Here is a 13,579-nt window from a genome sequence, read left to right as displayed (position 1 = left end):
AAAAGTTTTTATTCACTACTGGCGTATTTATAAATAAATGAGCAAATCTTGTGCCAAGTAGCCAAAAATAAAAAAAATCGTTTATTTTATTTGAGTCGGAAGAAATTTTTTTGAGGCAAACATCCTATGAATCTTCAATCCTATTACAGGAATAACGAAAAATAGGCATTCCAGAAGCTCTCTTGCTTTCTGGAATGCCTATCACTCATTACTAAAAACTTAAAATAAATTTTTTCATTTTGTTGTGTATGTTTAAAACTTGTTAGGTTTCTTTACATAATTTAATGCAAAAATTAACAGATTGATGAAATTTTGCATCACTTAATGCATTAAAGTATAAATTTTGCATAATTAATTATATGTTACGTATTTTGTCAGTTTATAACGCTGAATTTTCCTGACCAATGTAGATTGATCGCAGCCTAATGCTGTTGCTGCCTTTCTGATGCTATCATGCTCAGATAATGCTTTTTCTGTGAAAATAATTTAATTCCACTTAGCCCATGAATAGCTTCAATCTATTGAGGGTAATATATAAATAACCTAAAAAAGACAATAAGAAAGCAGAGCTACCTAATGGAAGGTAACTTTGTTTAAACTTATTCTTCTTTGGTTATACTAATTAATTAAAGGTTCTTTATAAGGCTCCTTATTAATTAGCATGGAGTAAATGATTCGAAGCATTCGATGCGATATGGCAACGAGTGCTTTTTTCTTTCCTCTTCTTGCAGCAATCGACCAATATTTAGCAGCTAACCAACGATTCCTACTTCTAGAGATTGCCCATGCTACTTCGCACAGTACAGTTTTGATATGAGGATTCCCTTTAGTCGTTTTAGTTGACTTTCGTTTTCCTGCACTTTCATGATTTCCTGGAGCAACTCCGGCCCAAGACGCTAAGTGTTGAGAGGTAGGAAATTGTTCCATGTTCACCCCAATCTCTGCAATAATAATTGCTGCGGAATCCTTTTTAATACCCGGAATCGTTAGTAATAACTCCACTTCTTCTTTATAATTCTTCAGAATTTCATCTATTCTTTCCTCGATTTGGCTGATTAATGATTCTAAATAAACGATGTGTTGCCAAGATTGTTTGATTAGAAAGATTTGATGATCGTTTAAAGTACCGAATAAAGAGTCTGTAATCATTTGTTTTTTGTGCTTCATTCTTCCGTGAATACTATTTTCTACATCAATGGAATCAACATATCCATTTTGAATTAATTTGGATAGAAGTTTTCTTCCAGAAACACCAAACACATCTGAAATAACTGAATTTAGTTTAACATTTGAGCATTCTAATACTTTCAGAATCCTATTTTTTTCTGAAGTCAAATGGCCGATCCATTTTTTACGAAGCCGAGTTAAATCACGAAGGTTTCGTATATCTTCTGGTGGAACAAAACTTTTTTCAATCAGTCCATAACGCAATAACTTCGCAATCCACTCTGCATCCGAAACATCTGTTTTTCTTCCAGGGACATTCTTGATTCTTTGAGCATTCGCTAATGTAATATCAAAGTAATCCTCCAAAATGTTATAAACAGGTTTCCAATAAACTCCAGTACTCTCCATCGCAATGTGCGTAATGCCATGGTTTTCCAACCACTTTAGTAAACGAAAGAGATCCTTTGTTAAAGTGGGGAAAGTTTCTGTTTCAATGAATAATTCATCGTCCTGTTCGCCAATCATGACACAAGCAACAATTGTTTCAGCATGTACATCTAATCCTGCACAACGTGTCATCAGTACATCCAATATAATCCCTCCCATAAAGTAGATTCACAAACAGCGAGTGAATTTGAAATATAAGCATTTTTCTGTACGTAGTCATCATTCCAAATGAATGAGCTAACAATGGGTTGTTCACCAAATCCACTCAAACAGTTTTTTATTCAGGGTATCATCCACCATAAAAGCCTACGTATTGTTAACTGTTTGTGTTATCTACATTATGGGAAAGAAATATCCATTTTCATGCCAGGGTTGTGAATGAAAATTCATGATTGTTTTTTATGACTTCCTTTTCAAAAGCTGCCACTTGCTCCTTTAGCGTTCCGTTATATTGGGATATATCTATATTTTTTGCTAAATCGATAGATTCCTTAGGTTGCTTTTTCGTTTTGCTGCTCTTTTTCGATGCTTCTTTTAGTTCCTCACGAATCATGCTTACATTAATTTCCGGCTGATTCGCCAATAAAGATACCCTTTCGATAATATTTTTCAATTGGCGGATATTCCCCGGCCAATCGTACTCTTCCAATACCTTTAATGCTTCCTTATCAAACGTTCGATGAATATCATATTTTTGTTCAATTTGAGTTAAAAAATGATAGGCAAGTGGAACAATATCTTCCCGCCGCTCTCTTAATGGAGGAATGTCAATCGGAATGATATTTAAACGATAATATAAATCCTCACGAAACATTCCTTGTTGCACCATTTCAGCCAAATTGCGGTTGGTTGCTGCTATGATTCGCACATCAATGGGAATTGGCTTCGCACTTCCAATCCGCTGCACTTCCGATTCCTGCAATACCCGCAAAAGTTTTGCCTGCAATTGAAGCGGCATCTCTCCAATTTCGTCCAAAAAAATTGTACCGCCCGATGCAGTTTCAAATAATCCCGCTTTCCCACCTTTAATGGCACCTGTAAAAGCACCTGCTTCATAACCAAAAAGCTCCGATTCCAACAAAGATTCCGGAATTGCACTGCAGTTGATTGTGACCATTTGTTTTGTACTTCTTCGGCTGTTTAAATGAATTAGCTTTGCTGCTTCCTCTTTTCCGACACCTGATTCACCCTCAATTAAAACGGTGGAGTCCACCTCAGCAACCCGCAACATGCGTTTTAATACATTTTGCATCACCGGGGATGTTGCAATGATATTCACTTTTTTTCGTTCGAGTTCATTCAATTCTCTAATTTTTTGCTTAAACTTTTCATTTTGAATCTCGAGTTTTTTTACTTCTTCTTCCAAACTTTTCAATCGCGACATATCCCGGGTAATAATCAATACATACTGCAGTTCTCCCGCTTCATCAAAAATCGGTTTCCCTGTCACCAAAAAGCATTTATTATTCAAAAAAGATTGGAAAATAGTGACATCTTCTTTTGACTTCAACACTTTCAATGTCAGCGAGTCACTCATTGCTCCCTCAGCAATCAAATCCTTAGCGTATCGGTTGACACAATTGATGCCAACAATTTCAATATCAATGTCATTTTGAAATATAATCTTGCCATGTTTGTCGCTGATTGTAATACCATCCGAAATTGAATTTAATAATTTTATAGATAAGGGATTCAAAATATCCAAATCGGTGTACTGTTGAATTGGCATGAGGCAAAAAAGCATTCCATTTTGAGAAGGAAGCACATGCACATGAAAATCTTCCGCCGTGTAAAACTGCTTGCCTTTCTCATAATGTACAAAAATTTTTTCTATTTTCTCCATAGGAAGATTACTGGAAAACTTAATCTGATTGTCTTGTACATAAAAAAAGTGCTCTGTTTTTTGCATTTTTTGAACCGCCATAGATAATCTCCCTTCCAAAACTATTTTCTCTTAATTTTTATATGCTTATTTCTCTTAGCAAATACAAAAAATAATCTGCTCCAAAATGCAACCTTAGGATTACATTTAAAGGAGCAGGGCTTTTATCACATTAATTCGTTTCAGACACAGTTTCTTTCACTAATGTTTCTACTTCTTTTTTGGATTCCGATGGAGCGGGATTAATCTTTCTCATGACAAAAAATAATGCAATTGAAGAAACAAACACCGCAGTACTTAAATAAAACTGCGATTGTAAACTTTCAATGAATAGTTGAGAAATGTATACTGCCACAAGCAAGAATATCGTCCCATAGGTTAAATAAGGGAATAACCACATACGAATCGGCAATTTTTTTTCATTCCACTTCAAGAATTCTTTGCGGAAGCGGAGTTGTGATATCGCAATGAAAATATATACAATAATCATTAAACCGCCTACACAGTTTCCTAAAAAGTAGAAAATCACATCCGGCGAAATAAAATATAACATAGCACAAATATACGCAACGATTGTACTGCCAATAATGGAAGGAACTGGTGCGCCCCGTTTGCTATTGATTTTGGAGAAAAATTTTGGGGCATCTCCTTGTTGAGACATGGACAATAACATACGTGAGCTTGTGTATAGTGCGGAGTTTAATACTGAAACCAGTGACACGAAAATAACGATTTGCATTAATTCAGCTGCGATTGGTAAGCCTGCCATCCTCAAAATGTTTGCATATGGTGCTGCTAAATTGTCAGCATCATTCCATGGCAATATTAAAACCATCAAAGTAACTGACCCTACAAAAAACAATGCCAGCCGAAAAACAACATTCCGGATTGACCGGACAATATTTTTCGCCGGATTTTCCGATTCAGCAGCTGCGATTGCCGCTACTTCTGCTCCACAAATGGAGAAAATAACAAATACAATTGCCGTCAAAATCGGAACTAAACCTTGTGGAGCAAAACCTCCATGATTAAATAAAATACCGAATCCCTGTGGATTAAATGTCGGCCATACACCGAGCACCATTAACGTACCTACAATTAAGAACACAACAATTGCCGTTACTTTTAAGAAAGAAATCCAGTACTCAAATTCACCAAACGTTTTTACAGAATACACATTAATAATGGTCATAAGCAATGTAATGCCAATAGAACCCGCCCAAATAGGGATGACAGGAAACCAAGCATTAATCATTCCACCAATTAACGCTGCTTCCAGTCCAACAATGAATACCCAGCTTGCCCAATAAAGCCAACCAACTGTAAAACCTGCCCAATCACCAATATATTTCGAAGCATAGGAAGCAAACGAACCCATTTCCGGATCGCCGTTTCGATTCATTCCTAAAGCCAGTTCACCAGAAGCCATTTCACCAACCATTTGCATAATGAATACAATAATCAAACATGCAATTAGATAAGAAAAAATGACAGCTGGACCGGTGCTTAAAATATTTTTACCTGTTCCAACGAATAGGCCTGTACCTATTACCCCACCAATAGAAATCATTGTAATATGCCTAGTCTTCAATGAATTTTGCAGTTTTCCCATTTGATTCCCCCTTTTTATGAAATTTAAAGTAAAATCCATAGTTAACAATCAAATCAATTTTTTATATTTTCAGAAATTGATGAATGGAAAATTTTAAAAAACTACCATTATACCAAATGCATCATTAATCCCAATACGCCATTGAACGCTTGATTATCGTTTCCCTATATTGCTCTGTCGATTTAATCAATACTTGATTCGTTGTATAATCTATAATTACACCGTAACGGCGAATTACATCTAATTGATTGATTTCTCCATTTTTATACATCTTTTCTACTTCAAATGGATTTACACTGAGCCATACTTTTCTATTTTTTCGAATGTATTCTCTTTCTTTTTTAGTAGCCTCAAAGTCAATTTCAAATAGATCCAAATCTCGATTGATTTCTGTAATGACTACACCATAATCCTTTCTGGCTCTTTCGATTGATACGTACCCATCAATGACATCTTCCAAGACAGCGTTTACATCTCGTTCCAATGGATCACCTAAGCCGCCTCCACCAGCGGATGGTCTAGTAAACGAATCCCCCTTTTTCAAAGGAACATTTGAGAAAATGGTACCTAAAAATTGTTCTCTCTCCGTATCAGGATATAAAATGGCTCCTTGTGGAATCGATGGCAGACCTCCCATAATTCCCCAAGTAATCGAACGGGAACGGTCACAACAATAAGACATCACCCCGCCGAATACGTCTGTTAAAATGCCGCCTTTTTCAACTCCACATCCACCCCGATACTTTCCAGGTCCTCCTGAATCGGTGATAATTTCATGTTTTGTCGTAATAACAGGTGACAAACGCTCTTGCCCTTCACAAGGCTGTACGCTGAGCCCTACTCCAAAAACAGGTGAGGTTGCATTCGCTCCGTCGCGGTCTATGCGTCCGCCATGACCTCCCGCCATCCAGTCATACCACATAAAGTAATTGTTGGCTGCATTGCGGCGATCATATCCTCCAATTAATAAATATTCCAGATTGAATGAACACGCAATTGCACGTTTTGGCATTATTTCAGACCAAATCTCGAAACAAGCATTCATAATTTTTTCAAAAGCACCTGAACAGAAACCAGAAACAGCAACAGGTTCAGGAGCATTCACAACTGAATTTTCAGGCAAGTATGCTTTTACAACCCGGTAAAATCCGGAGTTTAGCGGTACTTCCGGGAAAAATGTTTTTGTACCTGCATATAATCCTGATAATGCTGAACCAAAACCTGCATTTAAAAAGCAGCTAATATATGGATGAGTTCCACTTAAATCATAATGGATTTCATTATTTTGAATCGTCATTTTCACTCGAATAGGAATTAACCCGTCTCCAACTTCAGGGTCCATATCAATATAGTCAACCGCTTCCCACGTGCCTTCAGGTAATGACTCGTTTTTTTTTCTCGTTAAGCGTTCAACGTAATCCTGCACTTCCTTAAATGCAGTTAACACCGTATCAATTCCATATTTATCAATCAACTCTAACAGTTGCTTTTGCCCAACTTTTGCCGCTTCCACTTGTGAACGCAAATCGCCTAAGCGCTCTTTAGACACTCGCATATTCGAAATCAAAAGATTGACGACATCTGATAAGTATTCGCCTTTTCTGTAAATACGGACTGGTGGAATACGGATCCCCTCTCCAAAATGGTATCTGGACTTCACATCAAAAGATCCTGGGTTAGAACCACCAACGTCTGCCCAATGCCCATTTGTTTGCATGAAAGCAATTAATTTGTCTTCATAAAACACCGGTAAAATTACCCTTGTATCACAGAAGTGAGTGCCACCCCTATAAGGATCGTTCACTAAAAACACATCACCTGGATGAATATCATCTTTAAAATCTTCCAAAACTGCTTTTGCCGTTAAATGCAATGTCCCTACATGAACCGAAATATCATGTGTTCCTTGCATCACTGTATTTCCATCTGCGTCACACAAGGCACAGCTGAAATCACGGTTGTAAATGACAAATGAGTAACATGTTCTTAACATCTGTTCTGCCATTTGGTCAACCAAATTCACAAAACCATTTTTTAACACTTCAAAAGTAACCGGATCTAAAGTTGACTCCTGTTTAGGAATCGTTTTTTGTGAAGAACTCATAAATCATTCCACCTTTCCAAAATTATTCTTGATTTACAGAAATAATAATGTTTTTGTACTGATCAACCTTTGCTGTAAATTCCGGTGGGATTACTGTTGTTGTATCCAATTGTTCAATAATTGCTGGCCCTACAATTTCAGCTTGCACTGGAATTTTGTCCCTATCATAAATTTTTGTCGTTACAAATTTGCCATCGAAGTAAACTTTTCTTGTCCCTTTAAGGGCATCTTCAATTTTTCCTGCCGAGTTATACTTTGGAAATTCAGGTTTTGGCACAGTACCGATTGCTGTAACGCGAAGCCCATAAATTTCAACTTTTTGTTCCCTGTCAGAATATGCAAACTCACGCTCATGTTCTTTATGGAATAATTCTAAAATCTCTTCGATTGATGAATTACTTTCGCTTACTGGTACCGATAACGAACGCCATTGACCTTGATATCTTAAGTCAATGAAATTCATTAAAGTGGAATGTTCTTCAGGAATTCCTTCCTCAACAAGCAACGCTTTTGCCTCAGCTTTCATGTTTTCGAATTCCAGCTGTAAATCATCTAGTGTTATTTCCGAAGCTTGCTTTAAATATGTTTTTGAAATATCGTGCCGTACATCTACTAATAAACATCCCATCGCTGCTGCTACACCTGGATAAGGCGGAATGATGACTGTAGGGATATTTAATTCTTTCGCTAAATGAGCACCATGCAATGGACCTGCTCCGCCAAAGGCTACTAAAGCAAAGTCTCTTGGGTCATACCCTCTGCGAACAGAAATGAGTCTTACTGCATCGCTCATATTAGCATTGGCCACTTCGATGATTGCATTTGCCGCTTCTTCGATTGAATAGCCGAATTCATCTGCAATTTTTTGTACAGCTTCTCTCGCTTTCTCTAAATTCAATTTCATCGTACCGCCTAATAATTCTTCATTTAAACGTCCCAACACCAGATTTGCATCCGAATTCGTCGGTTCAGTACCACCGTGGCTATAACATGCTGGACCTGGTGAAGCGCCTGCACTTTGCGGACCATTTCGCAATGAACCGCCCTCATCAATCCAGGCTAAACTTCCACCGCCTGCACCAATAGTTAAAATTTCGATACTTGGGAAACCAATCGGATAACCATATTCAATTGCCCAATCTTTTGTAATCCGAATGTTACCGTCATACATTAATGAAATATCCGTACTTGTTCCACCCATATCTAAACCAATCGCATTACTATAACCGCATAATTTTGCAATATGTTTGCTTGCAATGGCACCTGCTGCAATTCCTGAGCTTGCAAGTCTGGCAGCATAACGAGGGACTGTACTGGATGTCATCACACCGCCGCCGGAATGTAAAACCAAAATATCGTCTTTATAACCGCGCTCATGCATTTCTTCTTCCAACTTATTAATGTACGAAGTCATAATCGGTCCTAATACAGCGTTAATAATCGTCGTACTCATTCGTTCATGTTCAAAGATTTCAGGTAATACTTCACTGGAGATACACACATATACCCCTGGTAATTCCTCTTGAAGAATTTCCTTCACCCTTGCTTCATTTTCTCCATTCACATATGAATTAATGAAACATACTGCTACCGATTCTGTTCCACGTTTTTTCAGTTTTCTTGCTAATTCACGAACCTCATTTTCATCTACAGGGATCAAAACATTTCCTTTATAGTCTGTCCGCTCTGTCACTTCAAATCGATCGCGCCTTTTAATATATGGTCTTGCTTTATCCTTATAAGTATCCCAAATATCTTCTTTTGTACCTCGTCCTATTTCAATTACATCCCTGAAGCCTTTTGTTGTAATCAGTGCTGTTTTGGGCAGTTTTCTTTCAATGAGTGCATTCGTACCTACTGTCGTTCCATGGGAAAAGACTTTAATATCCTCTCCATTAATTTTCGCCTTTGCAATTCCCTCTAATATTCCTTTCTCAGGATTGGATGGTGTTGACGATGTTTTCGTAACAAAAATTTCACCGGTTTCCTCGTTGAATACAAAAACATCAGTAAAAGTACCCCCGACATCAATAGCTAAACGTTTTTTGGCAGTAATCATGACATCCCCTTCTTTCTATAAAATTATCTGTAAATTACTAGAACACAATAGCTTCTGGTATGACCGCTGTTCTTAAATGCGTGAACTAATCACAATGCAGTTACAAAATTTAAAGCAAAAAATATGCCAACTTTCCCGTCATATCCTCAATCATTTTTTTCATAAAATATTAAAAATGCATAAAAAAACTATTTTTTTAAAATTGACTTCAAAAAAAGCCATATTCAGCAAGTAATTAAAATTAGTATGAATAGAACTTGTTAACTGTTTCATAATTTATTTATGGCTAGTATTTTTTTATATTCCGATAAATGAATGTTAATTCAAGAATTATTTAACAAAATTAATAGGTCTTTAACCTGATAATTCTTTCAATGGTTTTGATTTAACCAAAAAACCATCTTTGTATGCAGAAATTCAATTGTTATGCATTATTGCATCGGTTATTGTAATTTGAAATTATTTATAATGCCCTGTTAAATGAGCTAGCAATATTCATTTCTATTCGATACTTTGCCACTGTTCGTCTGGAAATACTTATTCCCTCATTATTGAGTTGGATTGCTAATTGTTCATCGGTTAAAGGTTTTCTTTTATTCTCTTGTTCTATTAATTCCTTTATCCGTTTTTTAATAAATATAATTGAATCTGATTTTCCTGATGAACTTATAATTCCTTTTGAAAATAATGACTGAAAACTATAAATGCCATGGGGAGTCTGCAGATATTTTCCTTTAACCATTCGACTAATCGTAGAAATATGGACTTTTAGATGATCTGCTATATCTTTTAATCTCATAGGTTTTAATCCTACTATTCCTTGTTCAAAGAAGTCAGGTTGAATCTCTAATAGCAACCGAACAAATTCATAGATTGTTTTATTACGCTTTTCGATTCCTAATAAAATTGCTTTTGCATCTTTCAAATAACGTTTTAAAAATTGCTTGTTTTCTGTTTGTTGTTTTAACAATTCCACATATTCTTCATTGATTTGAACCGCAGGCAAATTCTTTTGAATCACTTGAATAGCCCATTCTCCACCTGCACGGTATACTTCAATATCCGGAACAATATAATGAATGGCTGTTTCTTTAAAACCAGCAGGAATTGGTTTTAGATTTTTTATAAATGCAACAGCTTGCTGAATTTCTGATAAAGATTCGCTGTATTTTTTCGCTACCTGTTTAAGTTTATTTTCCGCAACTAAGTGCAAATCATTTTTTATAATCTCTTTTATGAATGGGGGCACATTGGGAAATCGGTTCGTTTGAATCAATAAATACTCAATGTAATTACGTGCTCCAACTCCGACAGGCTCAAGCGACTGAAGCAATTGGATGATCTCTTCAACATGAGCTGAAGTCGTATGAAATTTTTCAGCTACTTCAGCTAATTCAACATCTAAAAATAAACGGTCATCTAAAGAACAAATTAAAAATTTTAATATTTTTACATCCAAATCACTTAGAGGAACCGCTAGTGGAATTTGCTCAATAAAAAATTGTTCAAAATTCTCTTGAACTCTTGCGCTGCGCTCAATAAAATCCCAATGATTTTCTTCGCTCGAAAAGGATGGAGACATTTTTTCTTTGATATAAGAGGTTTCCAAGAGCTTCTGAAAACTATTATTTTCACTATCTAAAGTAAGCAATGGGTTCTCATTTGCTTTTTCAATTAAATATTGTTCCAACTCCAAACTGGACATTTGCAAGATTTCCAAACTTTGAATTTGATCTAATCGCAGAGTTTTCATTAATCTATTTTCCAATTTTACTTGCATTTGCATTGTGTTCCCCCCATTTTTTAATCCCCATTTAATTTTTCCCTATAAAATTATTTATCTACATGAAAGAGAAAAAATAACAAAATTGTTAGAATTTTTTATATTTTTATTGACACCTTAAAAAACTATGATTATATTTGTAATACGATAATGATTACCGTAATACGGTAAAATAAGGAGGATGATGTCATGTTTCGATTGCCAACAGTACAATTTACGCAGGAACAAGAAACGTTTCGTTTAGAAGTCCGCAAATTCCTGCAAGAGCATGTTAAAAAAGGAACCTTTACCCCAAAATGCGATTCCTGGTTGAGCGGTGTCGATCCTTCATTCTCAAAACTCATCGGTGAACAGGGCTGGATTGGCATGACGTGGCCAAAAAAATATGGAGGTCAGGAGAGGAGCACTATTGATCGCTATATTTTAACGGAAGAGTTTTTAGCAAGTGGAGCACCTGTTGCAGCCCATTGGTTTGCGGATCGTCAAACGGGGCCATTGCTACTTCGTTACGGTACAGAAGAACAAAGGCAATTTTTCCTGCCAAAAATCGCCCGAGGGGAATGCTACTTTGCCATTGGTTTAAGTGAACCAAACAGTGGTTCGGATTTGGCTTCGGTTCGTACACGGGCAGAAAAGGTAGAGGGTGGTTGGATTGTGAACGGTCAGAAAATTTGGACAAGCAACGCCCACGTATGTCATTACATGGTGACTCTTGTACGCACAAGTCCATTTGATGGAAAAAACAAACATGCGGGATTGAGCCAACTGATTATCGATTTACATGCAGAAGGAGTATCAATAGTTCCGATTAAATTTTTAACAGGTGAACATCATTTCAACGAAGTATTTTTCGATAATGTGTTTGTTCCAGACAATATGGTTGTAGGCCAGATTGGAAATGGATGGGAGCAAGGCTTGGCAGAACTTGCATTTGAGCGAAGTGGTCCGGAACGTATTTTAAGTACGTATCTCCTAATAGACGAATTGATTCAAGAATTAAAGCTTCAGGACAATAAAGAAGGATTAAAACAAGCAACAAAACTTCTTTCCCGTTTATGGAGCCTGAGGAATTTATCCATTGGAGTTGCAAAATTATTGGAATCCGGCGATGGAAAAAACGTTGCCATACCTGCATCTTTAGTAAAGGCAATCGGTACTAAGTTTGAACAAAGCGTTCCTGAGGTTGCACGACTGCTCGTTGAAACCTATCCAAAACTGGATGCAGAGAGAAAATTTGACCGCTATATGGCTCAGTCCATTTTACATTCACCCGGTTTTACAATCCGCGGTGGTACAACAGAAATTCTCTACGGTATGTTGGCGAAAGGGGTTGTGGCGAAATGAGCGAAATGAAAGAGATGATTTTAGATGTTGCGGAACGCATGTTGGAAGATCGTGTTACAAAAGACGTAGTGGATGTGCTTGAAAAAGGTGATTGGTCAAAAGATACTTGGACATTATTTGTAGAAAACGGTATGGTCTCCGTTGCCCTTTCAGAAGAACATGGCGGTGCTGGAGGAGACTTAGAGGACCTTCTAAATCTTGTACGTTTAACAGGTAAATATGCTGCACCCATTCCTTTTGCAGAAACAACATTTGCCAACTTCATACTTGAAACCAGCAATCTGGCAGTAGTTGATAAAATTGCGACTTACTCCCTTCAAGATGGATTTATTTCTCAGAATAATCAAATTAATGGTGTATTGCACAACGTTCCTTGGGCAAGACATGCCAAATATCTAGTAGCCCTTGTACAAAGCAATCAAGGGGTGCATGTTGCACTAATCGATTTGGCTAATGCTACGATACAGCCAAGCACTAACTTGGCAAGCGAGCCACGGGATACAGTCATATTGAATAATGCGCAAGCACACTCTTCAGCCGTTTTATCGGATGAACAAATTTTCTATTTCAAAACAATCGAAACTGCATTTAAAATCGCTTTAATGACGGGGGCCATTGAAAAAATCAATGAGTTATCTGTCCAATATTCAAAAGAACGGGAACAATTTGGACGCCCAATTCACCGCTTCCAGTTGGTGCAATACCAAATCGCACAATTAGCTGGGGAAACCGCCATTGCAATTGCTGCATTCAATAACGTTTGTGCCGCTATTCAATCACAAAAATTATTGCATGAAGTTGCATTTGCGCGCATCCGTTTTGAAGACGCAATTTCAACAGTTGCTTCCGTTTCCCATCAATTGCATGCTGCAATTGGTACGACACATGAACATGCATTACACCAATACACTCGACGTTTATGGGCTTGGCGGGATGAAGGAACAAATGCGGATTTTTGGAGTGAACATATTGCCGACTATTTATTGAATCGTGATGCTGAATTGTGGGCTTATCTCACAAAAACAGCTCAAACAGTTGTAAAAAAATAATATTTCTCAATTGAGTAAATTTAAGAAAAGCCGTGCTTTCGGGACGTTTTACTGCACTTTCCTCCAGTGTTTCACTGGAAAGATATCAGTAAACATCCCGTATCACCTTCCCCTTTCACCTTTTGAAATTTT

8 protein-coding genes are annotated in these 13,579 nt (G+C 37.0%); 2 read left to right on the top strand and 6 right to left on the bottom strand.

Annotated features, from left to right (window positions below; all coding sequences use genetic code 11):
* Window positions 1-618: 618 nt before the first annotated feature.
* From NSQ18_RS10520 to rpoN, 6 genes are all read right to left on the bottom strand, one after another.
* On the bottom strand, window positions 619-1,758 hold the full coding sequence (locus NSQ18_RS10520) for an IS110 family transposase (RefSeq protein ID WP_096549889.1): 1,140 nt from the start codon (window positions 1,756-1,758) through the stop codon (window positions 619-621).
* Window positions 1,759-1,975: 217 nt separating this feature from the next.
* On the bottom strand, window positions 1,976-3,538 hold the full coding sequence (locus NSQ18_RS10515) for a sigma 54-interacting transcriptional regulator (RefSeq protein WP_339287985.1): 1,563 nt from the start codon (window positions 3,536-3,538) through the stop codon (window positions 1,976-1,978).
* 130 nt (window positions 3,539-3,668) lie between these two features.
* Window positions 3,669-5,108, bottom strand: a complete 1,440-nt coding sequence (locus NSQ18_RS10510; protein WP_016839088.1) for an amino acid permease — start codon at window positions 5,106-5,108, stop codon at window positions 3,669-3,671.
* 124 nt (window positions 5,109-5,232) lie between these two features.
* Window positions 5,233-7,212: a hydantoinase B/oxoprolinase family protein gene (locus NSQ18_RS10505; RefSeq protein WP_339287983.1), complete on the bottom strand. Its 1,980-nt coding sequence runs from the start codon at window positions 7,210-7,212 to the stop codon at window positions 5,233-5,235.
* 22 nt (window positions 7,213-7,234) lie between these two features.
* Window positions 7,235-9,271 carry a hydantoinase/oxoprolinase family protein gene (locus NSQ18_RS10500; protein ID WP_016839090.1) on the bottom strand — a complete coding sequence of 679 codons (2,037 nt, stop codon included), beginning with the start codon at window positions 9,269-9,271 and terminating at the stop codon, window positions 7,235-7,237.
* 463 nt (window positions 9,272-9,734) lie between these two features.
* On the bottom strand, window positions 9,735-11,057 hold the full coding sequence (gene rpoN, locus NSQ18_RS10495) for an RNA polymerase factor sigma-54 (RefSeq protein ID WP_016839091.1): 1,323 nt from the start codon (window positions 11,055-11,057) through the stop codon (window positions 9,735-9,737).
* A 186-nt stretch (window positions 11,058-11,243) separates the two neighbouring features.
* On the opposite strand from rpoN, the gene NSQ18_RS10490 reads away from it, so the two are divergent.
* Window positions 11,244-12,398, top strand: a complete 1,155-nt coding sequence (locus NSQ18_RS10490) for an acyl-CoA dehydrogenase family protein (protein ID WP_016839092.1) — start codon at window positions 11,244-11,246, stop codon at window positions 12,396-12,398.
* Complete coding sequence (locus NSQ18_RS10485) at window positions 12,395-13,447, top strand: acyl-CoA dehydrogenase family protein (RefSeq protein ID WP_016839093.1); 1,053 nt, start codon at window positions 12,395-12,397, stop codon at window positions 13,445-13,447. The genes NSQ18_RS10490 and NSQ18_RS10485 overlap by 4 nt, the downstream gene beginning before the upstream one ends.
* Window positions 13,448-13,579 lie beyond the last annotated feature (132 nt).

The organism is Ureibacillus sp. FSL K6-0786, from assembly GCF_037965165.1.
In the GTDB taxonomy this organism is placed as follows: Bacteria; Bacillota; Bacilli; order Bacillales_A; family Planococcaceae; genus Ureibacillus; species Ureibacillus thermosphaericus.
Note: the sequence above shows the minus strand (reverse complement) of the source record. Positions and strands in the feature narration are given on the sequence as shown.

Bases quoted from the DNA above. Each gene is read 5' to 3' on its own strand.
- NSQ18_RS10515 (WP_339287985.1), bottom strand. From the start codon at position 3,538: ATGGCGGTTCAAAAAATGCAAAAAACAGAGCACTTTTTTTATGTACAA.
- NSQ18_RS10510 (WP_016839088.1), bottom strand. From the start codon at position 5,108: ATGGGAAAACTGCAAAATTCATTGAAGACTAGGCATATTACAATGATT.
- NSQ18_RS10505 (WP_339287983.1), bottom strand. From the start codon at position 7,212: ATGAGTTCTTCACAAAAAACGATTCCTAAACAGGAGTCAACTTTAGAT.
- NSQ18_RS10500 (WP_016839090.1), bottom strand. From the start codon at position 9,271: ATGATTACTGCCAAAAAACGTTTAGCTATTGATGTCGGGGGTACTTTT.
- rpoN (WP_016839091.1), bottom strand. From the start codon at position 11,057: ATGCAAATGCAAGTAAAATTGGAAAATAGATTAATGAAAACTCTGCGA.
- NSQ18_RS10490 (WP_016839092.1), top strand. From the start codon at position 11,244: ATGTTTCGATTGCCAACAGTACAATTTACGCAGGAACAAGAAACGTTT.
- NSQ18_RS10485 (WP_016839093.1), top strand. From the start codon at position 12,395: ATGAGCGAAATGAAAGAGATGATTTTAGATGTTGCGGAACGCATGTTG.